This is a genomic window from Microbulbifer maximicatervae (SeqCode) (assembly GCF_056231245.1).
This window is the reverse complement of sequence record NZ_CP174334.1, coordinates 3,416,215-3,441,896: the sequence shown is the minus strand read 5'-3', so window position 1 is coordinate 3,441,896 and position 25,682 is coordinate 3,416,215. Positions and strand designations below refer to the sequence as shown.

Below are 25,682 nucleotides of genomic sequence, written 5' to 3'. Positions count from 1 at the left end.
GTCATGTGTTGGATTTTAAGTTTTATTCTACCTCTATGGGTTGTCCGGTTTTTTGAAGTTTTTCTAGTAGGATGGGGATTGAGCCAAAGTCGGAGTCCCTTCTGGATCCTTTGATAAGTATTAGGTCTGAATCCTGGGAGAAATCAGCTAGATAGTCAACGAGAGGTGAAGCCTCTGAAAAATGTGGTCCTAAAATTTCTTCCGGTAATAACTCCCGGAGAAATTTCATTTCCTCACCGTGTGTTATTACCCAGTTAACATTGCTGTTGAGTAAGGGGTGAGTGAGACTTTCATGTAATTCTTGTGCTTTTTTACCTAAATGGACAATGCGACCTAGTACCGCAATTCTTCGTCCATTATTTTTTATTTTACTCTGAGAAAATACTGAGAATGCATTAATCATGGAGCAAACTTCAGCGTTCCAGCTATCATCAATAAGTGTTAGGGATTTACCTTGAATGTTTAAATTTTTTCTTTTTAAATGTCCCTCATCAAGTTCTAGGTCAAGCAATCTATTTGCGCATTGGGCTAGGTCTTTATCTAGCGCGTAAGCTGCACAAATAGCAGCTATGGCATTGTACATCATGCCAGTGCTGGGTGCGGGAACCTTTAATTCTAATCTTTGAGTTGGGAACTGTAGTGTGACATTGCTTCCAGTTTCATCGGCATCAATATTTATTATCTTAACATCTGCCCTTTCTCCTTTGCCAAACACTATTATTTTTTTAGCATATTTTTTTGCTTGCGAAAGAATATAGTCGAAGCACTTTAGGTGGTCCCCTAATATAGCTACTGAAGAATTCGTTAATCCGTCAAAAATGCACGATTTCCATTTCGCAGTGTCTTCAACTGATTTTATGCGATGGTTAGTTTGTGATAGACCAATTTCCGTAATTATAGATATAGTTGGTTTTATCTGTCTTGTGATGGGGCCTCGTTTCATCCATAATGCGCTCTGAGCCACTTCGATAACGGCAGCTTCATGGTCAGGATTTAGACTGGCAAGCATCGAAGGTGCGCCTACACGTGAGTTATAGTTACCTAAACTGGATAATATCTTTTCTTTGGGGCCCAGAATTTGCACAAGCATTTTTAGGGTGCTTGATTTTCCTGCAGTACCTGTAATGGCAATGACATCGCCTTGGAATCGTTTTCTGGCTGCTAATCCGAGCTCAATTATAACTTTTAATGGGTCTTCAACTTGAAGTACAGGCAGTTCCTTAGGTAATCCATCTACAGGGTGGGAAACAATGGCGCCAGCAATACGATGTGCAAATTCAGGAAGGGTTTTATGGCAGTCAAAGTAATTGGCAGATGGCTTTGAGCGCTGTTCGTGAAAATCTCTGTCTTTACTTGTATGAGCAACAAATAAGACAGGCCCCACTGCTTGGTCTAAAAATCCACTCCCAGAAATTACGCTGCGAATGTACCAATTTTCAGGTGGCGGCGTTAGCCATTTTCCTCCAGAAACTAGTTCAAGTTGTTGAGCATTCCAAGTTTGCATAGGCGTATGTTGGTATACAGCCGGAGGAAAATCTGTTTTGTATGTAGGAATTTGTGGCGGCTTCTTAGAAAAGTTTAGCTGTGTAATCATTCCGCCAACAATTACAGGCTTTACTTGTTGTGTGTTGGAAATAATACCTACGGCAAGTTTAAGGTGAACAGGCTTAATTTGATTGGCTGCCGGGGCCCTTAACCCATAAAAGTCACGGTAGATTCTTCCTGGTTCCCATCGAGAAGTGGGTACTTGCCAATCACAAGGATCGTGGTCCATCGCCTTTCCCCAATAAGGCATAGATGTTTCTTTGATTGGGATCGCTCGAAAATCTAAACGGAAATCCTCCTTTACCTTTTTATCGGTAGTCCAAAATGACTCTACCCATAACATTTGTCTAGTCTTTATTTCACGCGGAAAAAATCTTACTCCCAATAGTTTAAGCGGCCCGCATTTTATTGGGGGGATGCGAGCATCTAGGGGGACTTGATCTACAGTCCAATTAGGGTTCAATGGACGCTTTTCTCTAATTACTTCTCGTTTGTAATGGGTTTTAAGAAGATGGGGAAGTTTACGGTATTGCCTGTCTGGAGGTGACAGTAGAATGGTTCCGCTACCATCTGGATTTAAGGTCAGGTGTGTCCCCAGCTCTGAGCAAGCTTTCGAAAATCGTTGCGTAAGATCTTTTGCTACATCTCCACTTAGTTGCTTACTGAAACCAAACCCAACACCTACGGGCACAAAAATGATTTTTTCTATTCCATTTTCGCTTAATTGGAGGCGAAAGATTCCACTATCGGCTAGGTTACGTCGGACCGCATCGAACAAAAGATCCCCAGCATCGTGGATAATAGGTCTGTCCTGATAAATTTCAATACCTTGTAGGTTATGTGCGCTGGTACCTAATATACCATCTGCTCCGGCATCGATAATGGCGTGGCCAATGGTTATTTCATCTTCGCTTGGTTTTGGTTCTCTGTTGTTTCCCCAATGAACAGCGACGAGCACGAGATGTGCTTTTTTGCGCGCTGCTTCAATCCTAGGCTTTAGGTTATCAAGCCAGAGGCTGGGTATGGTAAGTGGTAGATGAGCGCAACCAGGCGTACTTGGACCTGCGGCAAAGCGGGGCTGTGTGGCATCAATAGAGAAAATGGCGACGTTTAGCCGACCGGCGGGACGATATACTGGGGTAAGTGCTTCTTCGATATTAATACCTGATCCAGCGTAACCGATACCGGTTGCATCCAGCCAGTGTTGTTGCTCCAAAAGTGCTTTGCTTCCATAGTCCCCACTATGATTGTTTGCAGTAACAACGACATCAATACCGGCCTCCATTAACACGGATAGCATTTCAGGGCGGGCTCGGTAATAGTATGGGGATGACTCTCCCTTACTGATTCCTTGTTCGCCCTCAGTCCCTATCACACACTCTAGATTCACTACGCTTATATCTGCGTTTTTTAGGGCAATAATTGTGCCGAGCACTTTCTCGGTTCCAAATTGTGCCGTGCGATAATGTTGCCTTCGTGCCAAGTTTACGTCCCCCCCCCAAGCGAGCACAGGCAATGACTTGTGTGAATCGGCAGCTGGTTCGATAAGCATTTCTTGGTATGCCTCCTCAATATCCTCCGGTATATCTTTGGCGGCAATAAGATAATTTCGATAGGCGATAAAACCAGATAGATAGTGCTCGACATCATCAATACGAACTCTGAAAGCATGGTGCCGTATAAAAAAGCTTCCTAAGATTCGTCTGGGATTCTTGAAGTACATGGCTATTTCGGGCCAGAAATAGCCGTTTAGGAGGTACATTGCACGTTTGTGTAACGCTCTGTAAAAGTGCTTTAGATCTACCTGGTCTAGTAGGTACTGAAACTTGGGCTCTTTGCGTAAGCGAGTCACCATCTTTTCAGCAGCCATCATCAATTCAAGCAGAGTTGGGAAGGTGGTGATTCTATTTTCAACAAAATCCAAGTAACTGGAAAAGTTGCGAATACCGAACTGATAATACTTTTCTTCAGGGCGATATAGTGTCAGCTCATTGACACAGTAGCTCAGCCAGTGATCGTGGGCACGCCAGTGCTCAGCTCGGATAAAATAATTGAATGCCTTCTCGACCAATGTCAGCCAGCGGGAATCTTTAGTAAATCCGTAAAGACGCATTAAACCAAAGGCAGCTTCACCATCGTAATAGATGACTCTATGCTTGTCTTTAACTTGAAGTTCAGGATATTCAAGAACATGACAAAATTGCCCAGTGACGGCGTCTTGCATGTACTCCATACCAAGTGCCAGCTGCTCCATTAAATCGGAGTAGTGTTCGGTTTTTGTTACCTCAGAGTACTTTACTAGTGCCAGGAGTGATACAGCGTTGCCCCCTAATTTAATCTCATTATTCGACTCTACTAAAAATGCACCCATCTTCCCTGAAGGAAGGAGCGCGGATTGTATTAGCTTTTCTGTCAGGTACTTTAGTGACCGAAGGATGGAAGTCATCAGTGCTTTATCACCGGTTACCTCCCAGGCTTCAATCATCGCATAGGTACTGCTTGCATGACGCAAATTGTTATAGGTATCTATCTTCCGGTCGAAGCAGGCATGCCAACCATAGTGGAATGCTCCATTGTTTTTGACTTGGCTGCCCAGGTAATGGCTGCTTGTTTTAATTAATTTCGTAACAGTATTAGCATTTAGTTTTTCGATGATACGCCGACCAGCGTCTAATCCTGGACCATAGAGGCAGACGGGTTCACGTTTAGCTTCACAAAAAATCCCCTGAGTTGACAGAAGATATACTGGGCTGTCATCTGAAAAATCTAACTTGGTGTTTAGTCCAAAACGTTTCTTAGCATAGGCAAGGAAATTATTCTCGTTGATGATTACGTGATCGATCTGATTCCCGCCATAAAGCATGGCATTAGCATTGAGTTCCTGTTCAAGGAATGCGACATCACAGTTATCATCCAATGCCAGACCATAGCGAAAGTATGATCGTTTGGTATCTCTAAGTATTTGTTCCAGCCCAGCAAACGTCATTGCACTTTTTTGAGTTACCCAGTCAACTCTCAACCAGCAGGGGTTCACCCTGTGCGATTTTGCTGCACTTTGGATGATCTTTGCTAGGTCTTGCCATACCTCTGCAATATCTGCCGCCGTTTTATGTTTTACGATGGCACGCTTCTTTACATCGCTAATTGAAAAAAACAACGTATAAGGAGGGCGTTGGCTCCTCAATGCCTGCTCAACCTGAGCACGCACTTGAACGAGCATGTTGGATAGGGACATGTCGCGACTTATCTCTCTATTAAAAAAGCGTGGCAGTATTTTTTCTGCTGGTCGGCTCGGGTGCTTTTCCTGAACGAGTATAGACGGGGGGGAAGATTCTGCTTTTAGTGGTTTGTATTGGGGTGGTGTGTGGCAAATATTTTTTTGTTTTATCTGTCAATTTGGGTTTTCAAAACAAATCTTGTCAGATAGTATTGGGTAACCGTATTCAGAATGATTGTTGTGCAACTCGCTCAGATTATTCTCTATTAACCTGTAATTAACAGTGTGGGTTAATACCAAGGTTTAGCCGTAGGGCAGGAGCATTTTCTGCCAAGAAGGAAACCCGGGATCTTATCATCTCGGGTTTTTTTGTCGGTAAATATAGGTTGTTTGTCTCAAATTCATCTTGCTTACTGAAACTCTTCTTTGTCTGCCTCTTAATTTTCTGAGGTAGGCTGCTTGCCCTCCCCAGAAAGATGGGCACCTTGGCCGAATAGTGAGAGAACCTTCCGGGTTTGTATTTGTACCAATGTCTTTCGGGCACTCGCCGAGTGGCCTTAGCGCCATTCTTTTATCTGGAACCAGTCAACTTAAACCATACAGGACAGGTGCCTCTATCGAATTGTTGGCAGTGAATCTATTGGAGTAGTAACCATGAATGGGAAGTGGTGGAGAAGCTTGAGGAGCTTCCCTCCGTTAGTTTGGATTATTTTAATTGGCAGTTTTTTTAGCCGTGGAACTTATTTTATGGTCTGGCCTTTCCTGGCCATCCTTCTATTTGAAAAGTTTCACCTCGGCGCGGCTGAAATTGGTTTGATCTTAAGTGCATCTGCCGTTGGTGCTGCTGTGTTGGGCTTCTTTACCGGTGCGCTATCGGATCGCTATGGGCGTCGCAATATGCTATTGCTTGGCTGTATTGTGAGTATTTTTTCCTTTGCCTTGTTGGCTGTGACGCAAACCTTGGTAGGATTTATCTGTGCGATGACCCTGTGTGCTATTGGTCGCGCGGTGTGGGAGCCGCCGGCGAGTGCGCTGATAGGCGACTTAATTGACGATCAAGCCAGCCGTGAATTGGCGCTGCAATTCCGCTACTTCCTGATCAATGTGGGGGCGGCGCTGGGGCCGATTGTAGGTGTCTGGGCCGGTTTGAGTGCACAGCAATCCACCTTTGGGCTCACCTCTCTCAGCTACCTACTCTTAGCCCTGGCCTTTGTTTGGGGTTTTGCCAGAACTGAGAGCGGGCGTTTAGCGAGTAAGCAAAGGGATGCGGGCGTATCTCTGGGAAATACGCTTTCGGTATTGCGCCGTGATCAGGTATTTCTGGTGGTGATTATTGCGAATATTTTAACGCTGTTTATCTATGCGCATATGGATTCAAGCTTGGTGCAATACCTCACCCGCGCTGAAGCGCCGGGATTGGTAGAGCTGATATCCAGCATGATCTTTGTTAATGCGTCGACGATAGTATTACTGCAGTTTCCCATTATGAAGTTAATGGGGCCGCTGGCCATTAACACTCGTATTGTGATTGGGTTGGGTATTTTGTCGATCTCCCAGATTTGGTATGCCCTAAATCCGGTAGATTGGTTTTGGGGTTGGCTCGGAGCGACTTTTATTTTGAGCCTGGCTGAGGCAATTTTGTTTCCAACCATGAGCATTCAAATTGACCGGCTGGCACCATCCCATTTACGCGGTACCTATTTTGGGGCCTCTTCCTTTTATGCCATTGGCTGGTCGATGGCGCCATTAATTGGTGGAGTGATTATTCAATGGTGGAGTGGCCCGGCCTTATACGGCTTGTTAGTGGCGTTATGTGGAGTCGTGTTTGTGCTCTATCGCCTTACCGAGTATCTGTCTCGACCTGAGTGGCCTGAGCCTGAGGGAACGGTAGTCGCGGATCGAGTCGCCAATGTCTCCTAGCACGGGATACAGAATTTAAGGACAAAAAAATACCCCCGCCAACTCTGGTTGACAGGGGTATTTTATTTTGTGATCGACGGGAGATTAGATCTCGGCAGCGAGACGTGAGCCCTGGTCGATAGCGCGCTTGGCATCGAGTTCTGCGGCTTCATCAGCGCCACCAATCAGGTGGGTGGTTACGCCGCGCTCTTGCAGAGCTTCGTATAGCTTGCGTGCAGGCTCCTGACCGGCGCAGACAATAATATTGTCGACTTCCAGTACCTTTTCCTCTTCACCAACGCGGATATGCAGGCCTTTATCGTCAATTTTGTCGTAAAGGGCACCGGCAATCATCTCTACCTTGCGATGCTGTAGGCTGCCGCGATGAATCCAGCCGGTGGTTTTACCCAGGCCCGCGCCCACTTTGGTGGTTTTGCGTTGCAATAGGTATACCTGGCGCGGAGAGCTTACTGCTTCGCGTGGCTTCAGGCCAGAGCGATTCTCCAGGGCAATATCGACACCCCATTCGTTGAAGAACTCTTCCTTATCGCTGGCGACCACTTCATCTTCAGTGGAGTGGGGGCCATCGTGGGTCAGGTACTCCGCTACATCAAAGCCGATACCGCCGGCACCGATAATGGCAACCTTCTCGCCAACCGGCTTCTTGTGCTTCAGTACATCCAGGTAACCCAGGACTTTATCGCTCTCAATGCCGGGGATCGGTGGAGTGCGCGGCTCGATACCGGTAGCAATAATCACTTCATCAAAAGATTGCAGGTCTTCTGCTGTGGCAATGGTATTAAGTTTTACTTCAACACCGGTGACTTCCAGGCGGCGCTTAAAGTAGCGCAGGGTTTCCTGGAATTCTGCCTTGCCGGGGATCTGCTTAGCGATATTGAACTGGCCACCAATCTTATCGCTGCCTTCGAACAGGGTTACTTCGTGTCCACGCTCTGCGGCAACGGTAGATGCGGCCATGCCCGCAGGGCCGGCGCCGATTACAGCTACCTTTTTCACGTTGTCGGTAGGCAGGTAGTTCAATTCGGTTTCGTGACAAGCGCGGGGGTTTACCAGGCAGGAGGTCAGTTTCAGCTGGAAAGTGTGGTCCAGACACGCTTGGTTACAGCCAATGCAAGTGTTGATCTCGTCGGCGCGGCCTTCGGCGGCTTTGTTGACGAACTCAGAGTCTGCCAGGAAGGGGCGTGCCATGGAGATCATGTCAGCCTGGCCGGAGGAAAGAACTTCTTCGGCAACTTCCGGCACATTGATACGGTTGCTGGCAACTACTGGGATAGACAGGTGCTTTTTCACCTTGGCAGTAATGTCGGTAAATGCCGCGCGGGGAACACTGGTGGCAATAGTGGGAACGCGCGCTTCGTGCCAGCCGATGCCGGTATTGATAATCGTGGCGCCAGCTTTTTCGATAGCCTGGCCCAGAGCCACTACTTCATCGAAGTCGCTGCCGTCTTCCACCAGGTCCAACATGGACAGGCGGTAAATAATAATAAAGTTCTCGCCGACGGCTTCCCGTACGCGGCGCACAACTTCGATCGGCAGGCGGATACGGTTTTCGAAGGAGCCGCCCCATTCATCGGTACGCTTGTTGGTGCGTTTCACGATGAACTGGTTAATAAAGTAACCCTCGGAGCCCATGATCTCTACACCATCGTAGCCGGCTTCGCGAGCCAGGGTGGCACAGCGTACATAGTCATCGATCTGGCCTTCGATTTCCTCGCTGGTCAATTCGCGCGGGGTGAAGGGGTTGATCGGCGCCTGGATGGGGGAGGGTGCAATCAGGTTTTCGTTGTAGGCATAGCGGCCGGTGTGCAGGATCTGCATACAGATCTTGCCGCCCTCAGCGTGAACAGCATCGGTGACTTCGCGGTGCTGCTGGGCTTCTTCCGAAGTGGTCATCTTCGAAGCGCCCTGGAATACGCCACTCTCTTCGTTCGGGGCAATACCACCGGTTACAATCAGGCCAACGCCACCGCGGGCACGTTCGGCAAAAAAGGCCGCCAAACGGGTGAAGCCATTGGGGTGTTCTTCCAGGTTGGTGTGCATGGAGCCCATCAGCACCCGGTTTTTCAGGGTGGTGAAGCCCAGGTCCAGGGGGGCAAGCATATTAGGGTAGGCTTGGGACATGGCAAATTTCTCTTCTTGTAACCTTTAGGGTTCATTTATGTATATGCAAAAAAGTGCATATCGTTGCCCAGCAGGATAACAAGACGGCCCACTGTGAAACAGTGACTTAACCGGTCGAATTCAGTGATCAATTACGGGCCCCATCTAACCTTGATGCGTCCCATTCTCATCTATAAATAAAGTGTTTTTTAAGGGTTCCCTGTCTCGACGTATACAGAGGCTCCTTTACTCCTCTACCAAGCTCACCAACTTGTTTCGCAGCCATTGATTGGCGGGGTCGTCGTGTTGATTTTTATGCCACAGCAGGTGCCAGTCCATTAGCGGTATTTGAAACGGAAGCTCAAATAATCGGGCTGAATACTGTCGCGCGAGGCTGGCGGGGACTGTCAGTGCCAGGTCGGTTCTCAATACCACTAAAGGTGCGACCCGGTAGTGCTGGACCCTCAATTTCACATTGCGACGGCGCCCTAACTTGTTCAGGGCGATATCTTCCAGGCCAGGACCACTGCGACGGCTGGAGACATGGATATGCTCCAACTTCAAGTATTGCTCCAAGGTAAGGCTGGCGGAATCCGCCAAGGGGTGATCCTGGCGCAACATACACAGGTAGCGATCGTTCATCAGTCGCTGTTGTTTTATGTGTGGGGAAGTGGGTACGGGAACATCCAGGGCAAAGTCCAGGGTGTTGGCGGCCAGTTCCTTGACCAGCTGCTCCCTTGGGACCTGGAAAGATTCGACAGCAATACCTGGGGCCTCCTGCTCCAGCGCTTCCAGCAACCTGGGTAAAAGGAAGGTTTCCGCCATGTCGTTCATGGAGAGGCGCAAGGTTTTTCTGGCTTCCTGTGGCACAAAGTGACGCTGCTCACTAAGGCTTGCCCCCAGTAGAGAAAGAGCTTCCTGGACCCTCGGCATAATGCTTTCAGTCAGTGGCGTCGGTGCCATACCGGTGGGGCTGCGAGTGAATAGTGGGTCGTCTAATGTACGGCGAAGTCGCGCCAGGGCATTACTGACAGCCGGCTGGGTGATGTGCAGTTGTTCAGCGGCACGAGTCAGATTTCGGGTTGTGTATATCGCCTCGAGCACGGGAAAGAGGTTCATGTCGATCCGCTGTAATTGCATTGCTGTCACCACCATCACTCTCATGAATGATTCAATATTCGCATAATAAACTTTGATGATTCAAATGCTGGAGATAGGGTTGGGGAGATCAAAAGGGGAGGGAAATAGGTGGCTGAATTTATTCTGGTACGTCACGGACAGGCTTCATTTGGGGCCGATGACTATGACAATCTCTCCGATACCGGCTGGCAACAGTCGCGCTGGTTGGGTGAATACTGGCGGGATAAGGGTATTCGTTTTGACCGGTTGCTGTGTGGCAACCTAACTCGGCACCGGCAAACTTTGGACGGCATTTGCGAGGGGCTGGAAATCCCCGGTGAAAATACCCGCAGTGTACTCACCCAGCTTAATGAATTTGATTTTCTAGCGGTTGCCAAGCATTACAGCGAACTATACCCGGATCGGGCACCGGGAGCAGGTGCCAGTCGCGCCGATTTTTATCGATTCCTGAAGAAGGGGATGCTGGCTTGGGCCGCCGGTGAGATCAGTCCACCGGAAACCTGGTCGCATTTTGAAGCCAGAATCGCAGATGCGCTTAAAAACATTTGTGATAGCCCCAAAGGCAGCCGAACCCTGGTTGTTAGTTCGGGCGGTGCCATTGCCATGATGTTGACGCAAATATTGGGCGGCTCAATTTCCACCGTCGCCAATCTCAATATGCAAATCCAAAACACAGCCGTTAGCCGTTTATTTTTCAGTGCAGAAAATATCAGTCTGCACAGTTTCAATCATGTGCCGCACCTGGATCGGGATGGGCGTCACGAACATATCACTTACAGTTGATCGGGCAGGTAGCGATGGAATTTGAATACTCAGACAAAGTAAAAGGACTGCTGGAACGCCTGCAAAATTTTATGCAGGAGTATATCTATCCCGCCGAAGCGATATTTATGCAGCAGTTGCAGGAGGATCGCTGGGGAGAGCCGGCGATTTTGGCAGAATTAAAGATTAAAGCCCGGGAAGCGGAACTCTGGAATCTGTTCTTGCCGGATTCCCGTTACGGTGCCGGGCTCAATAACCTGGAGTATGCACCCCTGGCAGAGGAAATGGGGAAAGTACTTTTTGCATCGGAGGTATTTAACTGTAATGCCCCGGATACCGGCAATATGGAAGTTTTGGCTCAGTACGGTTCTGAGGCCCAGCGGGAACAATGGCTAACCCCGCTTCTGGATGGAAAAATTCGCTCTGCCTTTGCTATGACCGAACCCCGGGTTGCCTCCTCCGATGCCACTAATATTGAAACATCGATTACCCGCGATGGCGATAGTTACGTTATTAACGGCCACAAGTTTTATATCAGTGGCCTGATGAATAAACGCTGTAAAGTGATGATCGTGATGGGTAAGACCGACCCGGAAAATCCCAATCGCCACCAACAGCAATCGCAAATCCTGGTACCCACCGATACGCCTGGAGTCAAAATAGTTCGCCCGATGACGGTATTCGGTTATGACGATGCACCGGAAGGGCATGCGGAAGTGATTTTCGAAAATGTCCGGGTGCCCGCAAGCCATTTAATTCTTGGAGAGGGGCGCGGTTTTGAAATTGCCCAGGGACGCTTGGGGCCGGGCAGAATACACCACTGTATGCGGTTGATTGGCCAGGCTCAAAGAGCGCTGGAGATGATGTCGGCACGCGCGGAGCAGCGCATTGTTTTTGGTCGCCCGATGAGCAAGCAGGGATCGGTGCGGGAAGATATTGCCAAATCTGCCTGCGAAATCGAGCAGGCACGCCTGCTGACTCTGAAGGCCGCTGCGCAAATGGATCGGTTGGGTAATAAGGCGGCCAAAGATTTAATCGCGATGATAAAAATTGTCGCGCCACAGATGGCTTGTAAGGTGATAGATCGCGCCATACAGATTCACGGCGCCGCAGGATTGGGGCAGGATTACAGTCTCGCCCACCACTATGCCTATGCTCGGACTATCCGTCTGGCGGATGGTCCCGATCAAGTTCATATGATGCAGTTGGGCAGAAACCTGGCTGCTCACTATGCCGCCGCGGAAAATCATGGAGGACTCAGTGACTGAGACGGTAAACAATTTGCGCAGCTCTGTGGAAGAGCTGCCTGTTGAGCGACTGCAAGAATATTTGTCCGGCAAAGTCGACGGCTTCAGTGGGCCTGTAACGGTCAACAAATTTCCCGGTGGCCAGTCTAACCCCACGTTCAAGTTGCAAACCCCGGCGCGATCTTATGTTTTACGACGCCAGCCTCCGGGCAAGTTATTGAAATCTGCCCATGCCGTAGATCGGGAGTACCGGGTAATGTCGGCACTCGCCGATACTAATGTGCCGGTGCCCAGGGTATTGCACCTCTGTGAGGACCGGGACCTGATCGGTTCTATGTTTTATTTAATGGAATATTGTGAGGGCCGGATATTCTGGAATGCGGCACTGCCGGAAGTTGACGCCGAGCAGCGCAGTGCTATGTACGATGAAATGAATCGTGTACTGGCGACCATGCACAGCTTGGATATTAATGCCGTCGGTCTTTCGGATTACGGCCGACCAGGTAATTACTTCCAGCGGCAGCTGGACCGCTGGAGCACTCAATATCGAGCCTCTGAGCTGGAGCCCATTGCCGCAATGGATGAGTTGATGGCCTGGTTGGGTGACGTTTTACCGGATGATGATGGGCGTATCGCATTGGTGCACGGTGATTACCGGCTCGATAATATGATTTTCCATCCTCAGGAGCCCAAGGTCATAGCGCTTTTGGATTGGGAACTTTCCACACTGGGACATCCCTATGCCGACCTCGCTTACCAGTGTATGCAAATGCGAATGCCCGCTGGCAAAGACAAAATGTCCGGCCTATTAGGCTTGGATATAAAGGCCTTGGGCATCCCCTCCGAAAAAGAGTATGTGGCCAAATACTGTCAGCGAATGGGTATTGATGGGATTGATAATTGGCCGTTTTATTTGGCATTTAGCTTCTTCCGCCTGGCAGCGATTGTTCAGGGGGTGGTGAAGCGTGCAAAAGACGGCAATGCCTCCAATAAAAATGCGGCAAATCTGGGAGCCCTGGTAGAACCCCTCGCACAAGCTGCACTGGATATCGCTGCTAACGGTTAACTTGTGAAATTATAAGGATAAGAAATGGCAAAGAATATTTTTGATCTCTCGGGAAAAATTGCCCTGGTGACGGGTGCCAGTCGAGGTATTGGTGAGGCCATCGCAAAACTTTTGGCTGAGCAGGGTGCCCATGTTTTGGTTTCCAGCAGAAAAATTGAGGGGTGTCAGGCCGTAGCCGATGCAATTGTGGATGCCGGTGGCTGTGCCGATGCGATCCCCTGTCATATCGGCAATATGGATAATATCCAGCAGGTTATTGGCGATATTCGCGAGCGATTTGGTCGCTTGGATATTTTGGTCAACAATGCGGCGACTAATCCCTATTTTGGCCATATTCTTGATACTGATCTAGCGGCCTTCGAAAAGACGGTAGAGGTCAATATACGCGGTTATTTCTTTATGTCGGTAGAAGCCGGCAAGTTGATGCGAGAGCAGGGTGGTGGCGTTATTGTAAATACCGCCTCAGTGAATGCCTTGCAGCCGGGTGTTGGGCAGGGTATTTACTCAATTACCAAGGCGGCGGTGGTCAATATGACCAAAGCGTTTGCCAAGGAGTGTGCGCAATTTAATATCCGGGTGAATGCTCTACTACCAGGGCTTACAAAAACCAAATTCGCCGGGGCATTGTTTTCCCACGAGGATATTTATAAAACTGCGGTTGGCCATATTCCCATGCACCGTCATGCGGAGCCGGAAGAGATGGCGGGCACCGTTTTGTATTTGGTCTCCGATGCTTCCAGTTACACGACTGGAGAGTGTGTCGTTGTAGATGGTGGTTTGACTTCGTGTGGGGGGATTTAACCATGCATGATCCAATTCTCGATTTTAGCGATAAAGTCGCACTGATTACCGGTGCTGCCAGTGGATTTGGAAAATTACTAGCAGAGGAACTTGGTTCTCGGGGTGCTCGTTTGGTATTGGGAGATATCAATGAAGAGGCCTTGATGCAGTTGGCGGACAAGCTGGGAAGCCAAAATATCGCTGTGCGCGCCCAGCGCTGTGATGTTTCCCAAGAGTCTGATTGCGCTGCACTGGCGCAACTGGCCCAATCAGAATTTGGACAGCTGGATATCGCTGTTAACAATGCCGGAATCGCGCCTCCGATGATGTCTCTCAAGCAGACAGATGAGGCCATGATGGACCTTCAGTACAACGTTAACCTAAAGGGTGTTTTCCTGGGGCTTAAACACCAGTTGCCCCTGTTGAAGATGACCGGCGGGGCTGTTCTGAATGTTTCTTCTATGGCAGGGCTGGGCGGTGCTCCCAAGATTGCCTCTTACGCCGCGGCAAAACATGGTGTGATCGGCCTGACCAAAACGGCAGCGATGGAAAACGCCAAGTACGGTATCCGTGTAAACGCGATTTGCCCCTTCTATTGCCTCACCCCGATGGTTACCGATATTGCAACTGAAGATGCCAGCCCTGAACAAGTTCAAGCGTTTCTTGCTGAGGGTTGCCCGATGAAACGCCTGGGCAAGCCGGAAGAAGTCGTAGCGGCCATGTTGATGCTGGTTTCCCCAAAAATGACTTACATTACCGGGCAGGCACTGGCAGTAGATGGCGGTCTCTCGGCCTATTGAGGTTGGGAGTCGCTGAGAAAGCGAATAGAGAATCGAAAAGGAGCCTTCGATGCCTGTAGAAATCTCACCTGATAGCCTCGGCTATTACATTGGTTTTGAAACAGAGCCCACAGACTGGTTTGAAGTTGACCAGCAGAGAGTTGATAGCTTTGCTGAGTGCACCTTGGATCGACAGTTCATTCATGTAGACCCAGAGGCCGCTGCGAAAACGCCTTTTGGGGGAACGGTTGCCCATGGTTTTCTCTCATTGTCACTGCTGCCTTATTTTGTAGGGGCTCTACAGATAACGGTTACAGGTGCTTATATGGGGGTGAATTATGGTTTGGATAAAGTCCGCTTTATCAACCCGGTAAAGACCGGTAGCCGGGTGCGCGTATTTGGGAAAATACTGGATATTACGGAGAAAAAAGATTCCCAGTATCAAATTAAGCTGATGGTAACTATGGAAATAGAGGGCGAGGAGAAGCCAGCTTTAGTTGCAGAGTGGATTTTCCTACAGATTACCTAGTGGGGTCAGTATAAGGCCGGATCACCATTTTTCTAAGTCGCAGTGGAAAGTGGTGATTTCGATCTGTTTGAGAGTTTTTTAAGGCGAGTTTACATAAATGTTTCTTGTTGTTTAAGGGTGTTGAGACCCATGCGAACAATATTCAAGTGAGAAGCGGGAATACCTTTTTTGTAGTACTCGCCAGTAAAGTCAAATTGTTGGACTTCGATAAATGGTGAGAATAGGGTGCATCCCCAGTAGGGGTTTATACCCCACCAGCCATATTTTCCGGCGGTTCTGGGGTTTCTTTGAAAGAAGTTGTAAGCCCTTTTGATATTGTCATATTTGAGTTTGAATTTTCTTTTGTCATTGATGCTGTGGGCATCAAATATCACCAGGCATTGTATAGAGATGCCTTGCCGACCAAGTGCATTGGCGATTTTTATTGCAGCATTTCCCCCTCTGCTGTAGCCAAACAATATCGCTGCTTTTTTGCGCGAAATCCCATTTTTAAGGTGACGGTAAATAGTTAGCTTTCGTGTGTGGGAAAATATCCGCCCTTGAAGTTGGTTGATTACCGACTTTAGTACCGGATTTTCTCCGGCAGAAGGACCGCCGGCACCGTAGATGCCCACCACAGTGTAGTGGCTAAGTTGGGACTGTATAGGGAGTGAGAATTCGAATTGGCCGCTTGAACTTGATATCAGTTGTTTCTAGCTCCTTGAAGCCGTGCTCGATAAAATCCGGCAGTGACGCTTAGCACTTTTACGTAATTCATCGGGTAGGGATTCTTCACTTGCATCCTGCTGTTCTGCCCGCCAATAGTGGCACAAGGCAACATACTCGCCACTATTTACCTGATTGCGTAGTGCGAGCCAGGGATCTGGCGCTGGGGTAACTGCCATCACAGTTTCTTTCCAATCCCTTAATGCCGGCTCGTACAAATGCTGCTCGGTGGAATTTGCCTTGTGAGTGAAGGCACCTAGGTGTTGGGCTGGATGAAGAAGCAATAGCAAGGCGGTTACCAAGCTACAACTTACTGTTGCACGAGAGAGTAGATGATTGACGTTTACCTTCGGCTTATAGGTTTGGGCTGTTTTATATAGATCGTCATCCAGCTGCTGCGGGGAAGTCAACGTCTCGGCTTCTTTAAAATATTGATTTTCCCAATTGCTCATAGCATTAACTCGATTACTCTTCGATAACTTCTACTTGCCAAGGTCTTCTCTCCGAACCGTATATCGCTTCGTCCAGTGCGGTTCGGGCGCGATGATATAGGGTGCGGCATTTATTGAGAGAGAGCTGCTCGATGTCAGCCACTGTTGCCAGTGGCAGCTTGCATTCCATATGCAGTAATAAAACATTGCGCAATTGAGAAGGTAAATTTTGAATCGCTGCGAGAATTCTATTCTGCTGGGGAGACTCATGCGCGGATTTCTTCGAACTGGAAAATTCCTCAAGCTTGAGCAATTTATTGACTTGGATGTAAAGCCAACTTTTAAGCAGGCGCCCGTGCAGTTCTGGTGGATTTTCCAAAAGACCACGCCAGAGTTTTTGCAAGAGTAAAGTGGTTGAAGATGGCGCCATTTGCATACAGTAGCGATACAGGGAATCTTTATGGCGGCCGTAGAGTTGACGGAACACAGCAGGTTTGCGCGACTCCTTGTAGTATTGGAATAGCGCCTCGTCAGATAGCTGGCGTAACTCTTTGAGAGACAATGTCTTGAGCCTCCGTACGCAAATTATCCCGCCTCGAACCACTGGCCGAGTATTGGTTTATGCGGCGTCAATAAAGAAGATTGTAGTATGGTTCTGCGTCGCAATTATTCTCTGGCCAGTACTTATAATTTCAGCCGATGTCACGGTACGACAGATACGAATCTTCGGGCTTGCGAAGTATAGTTGCCCCTGGTTTGAGAGGTGGTTGCTCGGGTAAGGGCCAACGCCAGATTTATCAATAAGTGATTATGCGCCTAATTAAGCCATCAAACGTCAAAAAGAGGCTTGCTCCGGCAAGGGTAGTGGCAATTGAACAGGGCCTTGCCCCGCCCGGAGGTCTGTGAGTCGCAGGCCTACCCCAAGAAGGCGGATGGGAGCAGGGCGTTTTTCTCGACACTCCTGCAGTAGCTGGCGGAATTCAGAAATGCGCCCGGCACGGCTGCTGCGCTCGTGGGTGCTGGTAGTAAAATCCGCGTACTTTACTTTTACGGTGGCACCATTTACTTCGTAACGATCGCCGAGTTTTTCCAGCCGCTCCAGCAGACGCATATACAGCTCTGTCAGCTGTTCCAGCCATTCGTCAAAACTGGATAAGTCTTCGCGAAAGGTGCGCTCGACACTAACACTCTTGCGGGAGCCATCGCCGCTTACCGGGCGATCGTCAACACCACGGCAAAGGTCGTAAAGGCGGCGGCCAAATTTGCCAAACTTCTTACTCAGTTCAACTTGCGAAAAATTGCGTAAATCCGCGCAAGTGCGAATGCCTTGTCGATGCATTTTCTCTGCGGTTACCCGTCCCACGCCGTGAATTTTGTTGATAGGCAGGCGCAAAACAAATTGATCGACCTCGCTCGGCGTAATGACTGTCAATCCGTCGGGTTTCTGCCAATCACTGGCAATTTTGGCCAGGAATTTATTCGGAGCCACCCCGGCAGAAATTGTGATGCCCAGGGTATCGCGCACCCGTTGCCGGATTTCCTCAGCGATTAGGGTGGCGCTGCCGTGGCAGCGGCCACTGTCGGTGACATCCAGGAAGGCTTCGTCCAGGGATAGGGGCTCAATATCATCGCAGTAGTCGAGAAATATCTCCCGTATCTGCCCGCTGACCTCCCGGTACTTAGCCATGTTGCCGGGTACTACAATCAAATCAGGGCACAGTTTCTTGGCCTGGGCGGTAGGCATTGCGGAGCGAACCCCATAGCTGCGGGCTTCATAGTTGCAGGTAGAGATCACTCCGCGGCGGTCGCTACTGCCTCCAACGGCCAAAGGGCGTCCACGAAGATTGGGATCGTCACGCATTTCGACCGAAGCGTAGAAGCAGTCACAATCACAGTGGATAATCTTTCTCATGCTGTGATTATATACAGTGTTATGTCGTGCCAGAAAGTAATTTATGCCACTTGGACACCCGGCGATGACAGGTAGGTGAATAATGAGCAGTATTCCGTTGGTCGAGCACCCAGCTTCCGATGATGTAGCCAGGGTTTTTGCTGAGATTGATGACGAGCTGGGGGGAATTCCCAGTCTGTTCCGTGTCTACGCTCAACACCCGGGATTGCTTGAGGCAAACTGGTACAAGTTTAAGACGGTGATGATTCACGGCTGTTTGTCGGCGCAGCTGAAAGAAGCCATTGGCCTGGCAGTCTCAGCCGATAACCACTGTGACTATGGCATTTACCATCACAGTATGTCCCTGCAAATGCTTGGGGTGGAAACGGATGAAGTGATGCGGATTCGCACTGACCCCAAGCATGTGCACTTTTCTGAAAAAGAGCACGCCCTGTTTGACTTGGCGCGCAATGCCAACAGCGCCCCTGATGACCATCGCGAGCACCTGATTGCCGCTGCGCGAAAGCTCGGTGCCGGTGATGATGAGATTCTTGAGGCGTTGGGCGTAATGGAGATGGTATTGGGGGCCAATCACATTGCTGAAGTGCTCAGCCTGGCGCCGACCCGAGTGCCTCACAAGAAGTAATGACAGGCGCCCTTGGACGGCTGTTCTACTTGGGTCTGCCGAAAATTAGTGCCAGCACAAACATCACAAGGAAAATAAAGAAGAGAATCTTGGCTATTTCAGTTGCGGTCGAAGCGATGCCACTAAAGCCAAAGAAGGCGGCGATCAGCGCAATAACCAGAAAGGTGACAGCCCAGCGCAACATAAGAGGCTCCCAATAGAGTGGAGGGAGCCTTGGGCTCCCGTTCCGCTAATTGATAGAGTCCCGCTCCACAGGTTCCAAATGGTCGCCTGCTTTCATGAGGGTTAGTTGCTCCAGTGTGGCAAACTGGAAGCCCTTTTGCCTGAGTTGCGCAGTAATGAGGGGCAGGGCCTCCATTACCTGATGGTGCTGACCGTACATGGGGTGCAGCAGAACTACACTTCCGTCTTTTGCCTTTTGGGATATATAGTCAGCTGCGACTTGAGCGCCGCCTGCTTGCAGTTGCTCAGTAGGATCGATATCCCAGTGAGCAATCTTGAACTGGTGATCGCTTAAAAGCGTGCCCAGCTCGTCAGACATCTTTCCGTGAGGAGGGAGAAACATGGGCTTGCTGGTATAGCCATTACTTTGTAGTAGCCGACAGGTTTTTTTAATCTCTTCCTTGGCACTACTCAAAGGCATCTGGGAAAGGTTTGTGTGTGAGTAACCATGGTTGCCTAACTGATGTCCAGCCTGAATGATTGCCTGGGTCTGCTCCGGGTACCTTTCCATTTCCTGCCCTGTAGGGAAAAAAGTGGCGGTCACGTCCAAAGATTCGAGCCGCTTTAACAGTGGCTCGGTTTTGTCGGGGGAGGGCCCCTCATCAAAAATAAGCGCTACCCATTTATCCTTGCCGGTAATTGCCTGGGCACAGGTTGAAAATACAAAAAGCCAAATGCAAATAGCATTAATTATTATTTTCATTTTTTGGGGTTTCCACAGATAGAAAAAAAGCCGTCAATGACGGCTTTTTTTCTTTGAACTTGTTTAGCGCTCCAGCTGGTCCAGCTTGCCCTTCTTGCCGTCCCACTCCTCGGCATCCGGTAATGGGTCTTTCTTCTCAGTAATATTGGGCCATACCTCGGCGAGTTCTGCGTTCAACTCGATAAATTCCTGCTGATCGTCCGGAACCTCATCCTCAGAGAAAATCGCGTTGGCGGGGCACTCCGGCTCACACAGGGCGCAGTCGATACACTCGTCTGGGTGAATTACCAGGAAGTTGGGGCCTTCGTAAAAACAGTCTACCGGGCAAACCTCTACACAGTCGGTGTATTTACACTTAATGCAGTTTTCCCCAATTACGAATGTCATGTTTGTCCCTCGATAGTGCCACTGAATTCTTCGTGCAGCGGATTTTATCAATTACTGGCGCGAATTGTAGTGGCTTTTCAGTCGATTTAGTTCACTGTTTATAACAGGATGAATTGGGCGACCAGGGTCGCCCGGTCTTTTACTTCAGTAACTTGCGTAAAGAATAGAGCGCTTCCAGTGCCTGGCGTGGCGTCAAATCGTCCGGATCAAGCTCCTCAAGGGCATCCACGGCCGGGTGGCTTGGGCTGCCAAACAGATCTACCTGCTGGGGGGAACCAGGGCCCGCGGCCATTGGCACAGCGGCTTCTTCCGGCTCCTGTTTGGGGGCCGGTGCAGGCGTAGCAATAGGAGCTGGCACATCTACCGACTGGGCGCCGGCTTCCAATGCTGCCAAGCGCGCGCGGGCCTCGGTCAATACATCACTGGGGATGCCGGCCAGTTTGGCCACCTGCAACCCGTAACTCTTAGAGGCGGGCCCTTCCTGGATGCGGTGCAGGAAGACAATTCCCTCGCCGTGCTCGGTGGCATCCAAGTGGATGTTGGCGGCCTCAGAGCATTGGCTGGGCAGGTCAGTCAGTTCAAAGTAATGGGTGGCGAACAGCGTAAAGGCGCGCACTTCCCCTGCCAGGTAGTGGGCACAGGCCCAGGCCAAGGACAGGCCGTCGTAAGTGCTGGTACCACGGCCAATCTCATCCATCAGTACCAAGCTGTGCTCGGTGGCATTGCGCAGGATATTGGCGGTCTCGGTCATTTCCACCATAAAGGTGGAGCGGCCACCGGCCAGGTCATCGGCACTGCCGATGCGAGTGAAGATACGATCCAGCAGGCCGATCTGGGCACTGTCGGCGGGCACGTAACTGCCGCAGTGGGCCAACAGGGCAATCAATGCTGTCTGGCGCATATAGGTAGATTTACCGCCCATGTTCGGGCCGGTAATTACCAGCATGCGGCGGTCATTGTGCAAATCAATATCGTTGGCCACAAAAGGCTCGTCCAATACCTGCTCCACCACCGGGTGGCGCCCGCCGGTAATATGCAGACCAGGCTCAGTGCCCAGTTCGGGACGGCACAGGCGCAAATCGTCAGCGCGCTCGGCCAAGCATGCCAGCACGTCTAATTCGGATATACCCGCAGCGGCGGCTTGGAGCTCTGCCAGGGACTCATTCAGCTGATTGATTAGCTCTTCGTACAATGCCTTTTCACGAGCTAGCGCGCGGCTCTTGGCGGAGAGCGCCTTGTCTTCAAACTCCTTTAGCTCGGGCGTGATAAAGCGCTCTGCATTTTTCAGGGTCTGGCGGCGAATGTATTCAGCTGGCGCCTTATCGCTTTGCCCGCGACTGATTTCAATAAAGTAGCCGTGCACCCGGTTGTAACCCACCTTAAGGGTGGGAATACCGGTGCGCTCTTTTTCCCGCTGCTCCAGTTGCACCAGGTAATCGCCGGCGTTTTCACTGATAGCGCGCAGCTCGTCCAGTTCTTCGTCGTAGCCGGTAGCAATAACGCCACCGTCGCGAATTACTACCGGAGGGTTTTCAATAATGGCATCTTGCAGTAGCTCTACGGTTTCTGGCCACTCGCCGATCTGGCTGCACAATTCATTCAATAACGTTGCGTCAGATTCCGCTAACTGTTGCTGGATTTCTGGGAATTGAGCTAGGGACTGGCCCAGGCGAGCCAAATCCCGAGGACGTGCAGAGCGCAGTGCCAAACGGCCCAGGATTCGCTCCATATCGCCCACAGGTTTGAGGGCATCACGCAGAGGCTCAAAGCCATAATCGGCAATTAATGCTGCGATGGCATCTTGGCGGTTGCGCAAGGTAGTCAGCTGGCGCAAGGGGTTGTTAAACCAGCGGCGCAGCAAGCGGCTACCCATAGCGGTTTTACAGCTATCGAAGACCGACAAGAGGGTATTGTCATCGCCACCGTTCAGGTTCAGATCAATCTCCAGATTGCGGCGGCTGGCACCATCCAAGGCGACTGTCTCATCACCACTTTCCGTCAGCAGGCCGCGAATATGGGGCAGCTCGGTACGCTGGGTGTCCCGTGCATATTGCAGCAGGCAGCCGGCAGCGATCACAGCACCGTGCATATGGCTACAACCAAAGGCCTCCAGGTTCATGGTGCCGAATTGCTGGTTGAGCAGACGCAAAGCGCTCTCCAGCTCGAACTCCCAAGGTGCCCGGCGGCGCACGCCCGCGCGGCGTTCGATTTCAATCGGCAGGCTAAGCTCTTCCGGCGCAAGCAGTTCAGCGGGATTGTGGCGCTGCACCTGCTCGGCCAGGGCTTCCAGAGTATCTGTTTCCTGAACCACAAAACGACCGGTTGCCAGGTCCAGCAGTGCCAGGCCGAATACATCGCCCAAGTGTGAAATAGCAGCCAGGAGGTTATCGCGGCGATCGTTGAGAAGTGCCTCGTCGGTGACCGTGCCCGGAGTAACAATACGTACTACCTGGCGCTCAACCGGCCCCTTGCTGGTGGCGGGATCACCGATTTGTTCACAGATGGCAACGGAAACACCAGCTTTAATTAGCCGCGCCAAGTAGCCCTCAGCTGCATGGTAGGGAATACCGGCCATGGGGATAGGTTCCCCCCCGGACTTGCCACGGGCAGTAAGGGTGACATCCAACAGCTCAGCCGCCTTCTTGGCATCATCAAAGAACAGCTCGTAAAAGTCCCCCATGCGGTAGAACACCAGCTCTTGGGGGTGCTGGGCCTTGATGCGCATGTATTGTTGCATCATGGGGGTGTGTTCGGGTTTCGCGGCCTTGGTCTTGTTTGCGGTTTTTGGCATTTTTTCTAAGAAAATCAGTAAGTTACAAAAGTGTTCGCAAACCCCAAGAGCCCCGCAGGAGTGGCGGCCGGCTCAGATTGGGGTAGGGGGCAGGTTTCCTCGGGGGCTTAATAAGCTGAAGCGTTCGATCAAATAATGAACGGCAAGCCCAAACCTGATGTTCCTGAAGCATACAATCGGGAAAGATCTGAACAGAAAGGTCCAGGCCAAAGTTCGAAGGGCTTCTTTATAGGGGGCGCAGAATAGCAGAGTGGGGGGCAAACCACTATGGATGGCTTATCAACTGCAAGTGGGATGGCCTGCAGCGACCCTGTGATTTTATGAGAGCCTTGTAGGGAAGCGGGACGTTTTCCTCTTTGAGGTAAGGACCGTCACTTTTCTTTGCTCTAATGAGTCTGCTGCTGATCTCAACAAAAAAGATTCCTGACTCAGTAAGGTCGAGTACTAAGCAAGCCAATTCTTTACGCGGTAGCGCATCCCTCCAGCTGGGACATATGTGCATAGTAGGCTGATGAAATACAGCACTGATAACTAAGTCCTGCTTCGTATATCAGAATTCAAAAGACGCTGCTCCTATTTCTGGGGAAAATTCTATAACTTATTGATTTTTAAAGGATGTGAAAAATGATATAAAGCAGGGAGAGCGCGGAATTATAAAGACGCTGCTTTATATCTACTTGTTTCGTTTCGTGCCACTCAATGTATTTTTTTGATTTTATTGGGTTTTTAAGCGGGCTTTGATTGAGGGCGGTAGAATTATATAGAAGGGTGATATATAGACGCTGCTTTTGAATTAACTGTTAAGCGATCCCATGAAAGAAATTACGTTTGAAACTGATGTTTTCAATCTTACTGAAGAGAAGGATAACTTTATCAATCCTTGCTGCTTTGGCGAAGATGCTGCTGACTGGTTTAAACCTCAAATGGAATCAGCCGGCATTGAGGTTCTTGATACCTACCAGGAGGATTGGGGCTGGGAAATCAGCTGTTCTTTCAAAGGTAATAAATACTTTATAGGCCTTGGTGGCACACCAGAGACTGAGGGTAAGAATAATGGTGAGTGGCGTGTTATGGTCACAAAGCCTCGCTCTATTGTCCAGGTGCTTACGGGAAAAAATAAGCTTTCAGACGAAGAATCAATATTAGGTGTTTTGTCTGGAATCATTACAAAAGCGGGGTTTAGTAATGTGTCCACCTGTAGCGCTTAACAAGGGCCAGCACAATCGCCAAATGCGAAAAACGCATTTGGCTGGACTCGCGAAAAGCGCTCGCCTGTGTGGCCGGCGTTAAATGCGCATCAAGGATAGTAGAACCACATGGTGAAATCTTTATTTCTTGTCTTATTCGGCACACTGATAGGTTCGATTTTCACTTACTGGGTTTCGGAAAGAAAAGACGATTCGTTTGCCGAAATTCGGCCAGCTAACATTTACCCTCGCGCTTGCATACCTGCTGATGAGAAATTTAAAAGTGTATTCGACCACCTTGAAGCACTCTATGGACTAGCGCTTGATACAGATTTACTAACCCTAAAGATTGGCATTGAGAAACAGTTAAGTAATGGTTTTTTTGAGCGAGAAGGAGGGGAGTCTAAATATATTTGTAAGCCAGAGGGATTATATAAAGCTGTAGAAAGGCTTCTCGCTGATGAGCCAGTGCACCCAACACCAGACCTATACCAATTGCGCCTGTATGCCAAGCTGGAAAATCCGTCCGATAATATGCTCGAGGGCATTTCTAAAGTCGCTTTTCGAAAACAGCCATACTACGTCAAAACAGGATCAAAAAAGCGTCAGGACCCTCGCCCAATTGCCATGACAACCCTAGCTCAACACGGAGAGAGAGCAAAACCATACGCATCGCATGCCTATCATCTGATAGATCATCGTACGCTACTGGGAACTAGTGCCGCCCAGGTGGCAGCGGCAGCAAACTATGCTGACAGTCTGTCCAAAATAGAATCAGCGATGTTTAAGATTCTGGACGAAGCATCTGGCAATGCTCCTTTAGATTTCAATCAGTACGATCGTTTCAGGCAATTGTCATATGCGCTTATGTTAAGCGAGGAAGAAGGAAGAAACCACACTGACGCCATCGAGGCATTGATGGATAGAAAGGTTTATGCCTGGGGAGGTTGGTTTGGGCGCCTGGCTGTTGATCCCAAGCATATGTGCCAAGTTATGAATTCAATTAGTCCGGAAAATACAGTCACGGAACGTTATGAGTATTGTTCTGAGTAAGCATTTAACAAGCGCATGTTGTCGGACTGGTTTTCCGCTGCGCGCCAAACCAGCCGCAAATGCGGGCGTGTGTGCCAGGCATGGCATTTAACTAGAGAGGTGAAAGTCCTCTTACCAGGTATTCGTGGAGCCGAAGGTTAGCGAAAGGGCAAGGTTAATATCGCGAGGTATTAGCTGGAGGAAGCTCAACGCAAATTCACGGGGTGATGAACAAGAACTGGATATGAGGTGTGACGTAGGTGGAGCCAGTGGGCACGTGACCATAAAGCTCTCCATCCACAATTGGCCTACGTTTTATAAATCCAGCATCTACGTGAAGAAAGTTAAATGTCTTACCCTGGGAGGTCTATGGGTTGTTAATGGAATAACTGAAAACTGAGAGATTGGTTTTGACCGACCCATAGAAGTCAGCAGAGGGCATAGTAGGTAGATTTCGTGCTACTGAAGGCCTGAACAATTCTGGACAGTATTATTAATGCAGAGCTTGATGACTGCATCTGACAAGTAACTTAGTTGCCAGAAAAAAAAATATTTTTTTCTGGATGAACATCAAACTGGAAACTTAATCATACATTGTCCAA

At 49.6% G+C, this 25,682-nt stretch carries 21 protein-coding genes; 10 read left to right on the top strand and 11 right to left on the bottom strand.

Going from position 1 to position 25,682, the window contains the following annotated elements; translation table 11 throughout:
- Positions 1 to 22: 22 nt before the first annotated feature.
- A complete protein-coding gene (locus ACJJIS_RS15050) occupies positions 23 to 4,780 on the bottom strand; it encodes a CapA family protein (RefSeq protein ID WP_475708438.1) in 4,758 nt (1,585 codons plus the stop codon).
- A gap of 636 nt (positions 4,781 to 5,416) precedes the next feature.
- On the opposite strand from ACJJIS_RS15050, the gene ACJJIS_RS15045 reads away from it, so the two are divergent.
- Positions 5,417 to 6,682: an MFS transporter gene (locus ACJJIS_RS15045; RefSeq protein WP_475708437.1), complete on the top strand. Its 1,266-nt coding sequence runs from the start codon at positions 5,417 to 5,419 to the stop codon at positions 6,680 to 6,682.
- 84 nt (positions 6,683 to 6,766) lie between these two features.
- Here the strand turns inward: ACJJIS_RS15045 and ACJJIS_RS15040 are convergent, their stop codons facing one another.
- Both ACJJIS_RS15040 and ACJJIS_RS15035 read right to left on the bottom strand, forming a co-directional pair.
- On the bottom strand, positions 6,767 to 8,803 hold the full coding sequence (locus ACJJIS_RS15040; protein WP_413664906.1) for an oxidoreductase: 2,037 nt from the start codon (positions 8,801 to 8,803) through the stop codon (positions 6,767 to 6,769).
- 225 nt (positions 8,804 to 9,028) lie between these two features.
- Positions 9,029 to 9,922 (bottom strand): LysR family transcriptional regulator, encoded by an 894-nt coding sequence (locus tag ACJJIS_RS15035; protein WP_475708436.1) that lies wholly within the window; start codon positions 9,920 to 9,922, stop codon positions 9,029 to 9,031.
- A 108-nt stretch (positions 9,923 to 10,030) separates the two neighbouring features.
- Between ACJJIS_RS15035 and ACJJIS_RS15030 the strand changes: the two genes are divergently transcribed.
- From ACJJIS_RS15030 to ACJJIS_RS15005, 6 genes are read left to right on the top strand one after another with little or no spacing between them, the layout of a single operon-like run.
- Positions 10,031 to 10,705 (top strand): histidine phosphatase family protein, encoded by a 675-nt coding sequence (locus tag ACJJIS_RS15030; protein WP_475708435.1) that lies wholly within the window; start codon positions 10,031 to 10,033, stop codon positions 10,703 to 10,705.
- Positions 10,706 to 10,719: 14 nt separating this feature from the next.
- Entirely contained in the window at positions 10,720 to 11,952 is a 1,233-nt protein-coding gene (locus ACJJIS_RS15025) for an acyl-CoA dehydrogenase family protein (RefSeq protein WP_413664908.1), read from the top strand.
- Positions 11,945 to 12,997 (top strand): phosphotransferase, encoded by a 1,053-nt coding sequence (locus ACJJIS_RS15020; RefSeq protein ID WP_475708434.1) that lies wholly within the window; start codon positions 11,945 to 11,947, stop codon positions 12,995 to 12,997. The genes ACJJIS_RS15025 and ACJJIS_RS15020 overlap by 8 nt, the downstream gene beginning before the upstream one ends.
- A 24-nt stretch (positions 12,998 to 13,021) precedes the next feature.
- A complete protein-coding gene (locus tag ACJJIS_RS15015; RefSeq protein WP_282931833.1) occupies positions 13,022 to 13,798 on the top strand; it encodes an SDR family oxidoreductase in 777 nt (258 codons plus the stop codon).
- Positions 13,799 to 13,800: 2 nt separating this feature from the next.
- Entirely contained in the window at positions 13,801 to 14,577 is a 777-nt protein-coding gene (locus ACJJIS_RS15010; RefSeq protein ID WP_444898124.1) for an SDR family NAD(P)-dependent oxidoreductase, read from the top strand.
- Positions 14,578 to 14,626: 49 nt separating this feature from the next.
- Entirely contained in the window at positions 14,627 to 15,085 is a 459-nt protein-coding gene (locus tag ACJJIS_RS15005) for a MaoC family dehydratase (protein WP_444927143.1), read from the top strand.
- A gap of 89 nt (positions 15,086 to 15,174) precedes the next feature.
- On the opposite strand, the gene ACJJIS_RS15000 is transcribed toward ACJJIS_RS15005, so the two are convergent.
- From ACJJIS_RS15000 to dinB, 4 genes are all read right to left on the bottom strand, one after another.
- Positions 15,175 to 15,702 (bottom strand): hypothetical protein, encoded by a 528-nt coding sequence (locus ACJJIS_RS15000; RefSeq protein ID WP_445360101.1) that lies wholly within the window; start codon positions 15,700 to 15,702, stop codon positions 15,175 to 15,177.
- Positions 15,703 to 15,777: 75 nt separating this feature from the next.
- Positions 15,778 to 16,242, bottom strand: a complete 465-nt coding sequence (locus tag ACJJIS_RS14995; RefSeq protein ID WP_444898121.1) for a hypothetical protein — start codon at positions 16,240 to 16,242, stop codon at positions 15,778 to 15,780.
- 13 nt (positions 16,243 to 16,255) lie between these two features.
- The gene (locus ACJJIS_RS14990; RefSeq protein ID WP_282931838.1) at positions 16,256 to 16,783 is read right to left on the bottom strand and encodes an RNA polymerase sigma factor; all 528 of its coding nucleotides are present in this window, start codon (positions 16,781 to 16,783) and stop codon (positions 16,256 to 16,258) included.
- A 273-nt stretch (positions 16,784 to 17,056) separates the two neighbouring features.
- Positions 17,057 to 18,133 carry a DNA polymerase IV gene (gene dinB, locus ACJJIS_RS14985; RefSeq protein ID WP_444915925.1) on the bottom strand — a complete coding sequence of 359 codons (1,077 nt, stop codon included), beginning with the start codon at positions 18,131 to 18,133 and terminating at the stop codon, positions 17,057 to 17,059.
- An 82-nt stretch (positions 18,134 to 18,215) separates the two neighbouring features.
- On the opposite strand from dinB, the gene ACJJIS_RS14980 reads away from it, so the two are divergent.
- Complete coding sequence (locus ACJJIS_RS14980; protein WP_413664916.1) at positions 18,216 to 18,758, top strand: carboxymuconolactone decarboxylase family protein; 543 nt, start codon at positions 18,216 to 18,218, stop codon at positions 18,756 to 18,758.
- Between the two features lie 25 nt (positions 18,759 to 18,783).
- Here the strand turns inward: ACJJIS_RS14980 and ACJJIS_RS14975 are convergent, their stop codons facing one another.
- The 4 genes from ACJJIS_RS14975 to mutS all read right to left on the bottom strand — a co-directional run bounded on the left by ACJJIS_RS14975 (position 18,784) and on the right by mutS (position 22,861).
- Positions 18,784 to 18,942: a DUF1328 domain-containing protein gene (locus ACJJIS_RS14975; RefSeq protein ID WP_282931841.1), complete on the bottom strand. Its 159-nt coding sequence runs from the start codon at positions 18,940 to 18,942 to the stop codon at positions 18,784 to 18,786.
- A gap of 45 nt (positions 18,943 to 18,987) precedes the next feature.
- Entirely contained in the window at positions 18,988 to 19,683 is a 696-nt protein-coding gene (locus ACJJIS_RS14970) for a polysaccharide deacetylase family protein (protein WP_445360100.1), read from the bottom strand.
- Positions 19,684 to 19,746: 63 nt separating this feature from the next.
- The gene (gene fdxA / locus ACJJIS_RS14965; RefSeq protein WP_108732342.1) at positions 19,747 to 20,070 is read right to left on the bottom strand and encodes a ferredoxin FdxA; all 324 of its coding nucleotides are present in this window, start codon (positions 20,068 to 20,070) and stop codon (positions 19,747 to 19,749) included.
- 139 nt (positions 20,071 to 20,209) lie between these two features.
- Positions 20,210 to 22,861 (bottom strand): DNA mismatch repair protein MutS, encoded by a 2,652-nt coding sequence (gene mutS, locus ACJJIS_RS14960; protein ID WP_445360099.1) that lies wholly within the window; start codon positions 22,859 to 22,861, stop codon positions 20,210 to 20,212.
- Between the two features lie 812 nt (positions 22,862 to 23,673).
- Between mutS and ACJJIS_RS14955 the strand changes: the two genes are divergently transcribed.
- Both ACJJIS_RS14955 and ACJJIS_RS14950 read left to right on the top strand, forming a co-directional pair.
- Positions 23,674 to 24,069 carry a hypothetical protein gene (locus ACJJIS_RS14955; RefSeq protein ID WP_282931845.1) on the top strand — a complete coding sequence of 132 codons (396 nt, stop codon included), beginning with the start codon at positions 23,674 to 23,676 and terminating at the stop codon, positions 24,067 to 24,069.
- A gap of 108 nt (positions 24,070 to 24,177) precedes the next feature.
- Positions 24,178 to 25,101 (top strand): hypothetical protein, encoded by a 924-nt coding sequence (locus tag ACJJIS_RS14950; protein WP_445360098.1) that lies wholly within the window; start codon positions 24,178 to 24,180, stop codon positions 25,099 to 25,101.
- The last annotated feature ends 581 nt before the right edge of the window (positions 25,102 to 25,682 follow it).

Bases quoted from the DNA above. Each gene is read 5' to 3' on its own strand.
- ACJJIS_RS15050 (WP_475708438.1), bottom strand. From the start codon at position 4,780: ATGTCCCTATCCAACATGCTCGTTCAAGTGCGTGCTCAGGTTGAGCAG.
- ACJJIS_RS15045 (WP_475708437.1), top strand. From the start codon at position 5,417: ATGAATGGGAAGTGGTGGAGAAGCTTGAGGAGCTTCCCTCCGTTAGTT.
- ACJJIS_RS15040 (WP_413664906.1), bottom strand. From the start codon at position 8,803: ATGTCCCAAGCCTACCCTAATATGCTTGCCCCCCTGGACCTGGGCTTC.
- ACJJIS_RS15035 (WP_475708436.1), bottom strand. From the start codon at position 9,922: ATGCAATTACAGCGGATCGACATGAACCTCTTTCCCGTGCTCGAGGCG.
- ACJJIS_RS15025 (WP_413664908.1), top strand. From the start codon at position 10,720: ATGGAATTTGAATACTCAGACAAAGTAAAAGGACTGCTGGAACGCCTG.
- ACJJIS_RS15015 (WP_282931833.1), top strand. From the start codon at position 13,022: ATGGCAAAGAATATTTTTGATCTCTCGGGAAAAATTGCCCTGGTGACG.
- ACJJIS_RS15010 (WP_444898124.1), top strand. From the start codon at position 13,801: ATGCATGATCCAATTCTCGATTTTAGCGATAAAGTCGCACTGATTACC.
- ACJJIS_RS15005 (WP_444927143.1), top strand. From the start codon at position 14,627: ATGCCTGTAGAAATCTCACCTGATAGCCTCGGCTATTACATTGGTTTT.
- ACJJIS_RS14995 (WP_444898121.1), bottom strand. From the start codon at position 16,242: ATGAGCAATTGGGAAAATCAATATTTTAAAGAAGCCGAGACGTTGACT.
- dinB (WP_444915925.1), bottom strand. From the start codon at position 18,133: ATGAGAAAGATTATCCACTGTGATTGTGACTGCTTCTACGCTTCGGTC.
- ACJJIS_RS14980 (WP_413664916.1), top strand. From the start codon at position 18,216: ATGAGCAGTATTCCGTTGGTCGAGCACCCAGCTTCCGATGATGTAGCC.
- ACJJIS_RS14975 (WP_282931841.1), bottom strand. From the start codon at position 18,942: ATGTTGCGCTGGGCTGTCACCTTTCTGGTTATTGCGCTGATCGCCGCC.
- ACJJIS_RS14970 (WP_445360100.1), bottom strand. From the start codon at position 19,683: ATGAAAATAATAATTAATGCTATTTGCATTTGGCTTTTTGTATTTTCA.
- fdxA (WP_108732342.1), bottom strand. From the start codon at position 20,070: ATGACATTCGTAATTGGGGAAAACTGCATTAAGTGTAAATACACCGAC.
- mutS (WP_445360099.1), bottom strand. From the start codon at position 22,861: ATGCCAAAAACCGCAAACAAGACCAAGGCCGCGAAACCCGAACACACC.
- ACJJIS_RS14955 (WP_282931845.1), top strand. From the start codon at position 23,674: ATGAAAGAAATTACGTTTGAAACTGATGTTTTCAATCTTACTGAAGAG.
- ACJJIS_RS14950 (WP_445360098.1), top strand. From the start codon at position 24,178: ATGGTGAAATCTTTATTTCTTGTCTTATTCGGCACACTGATAGGTTCG.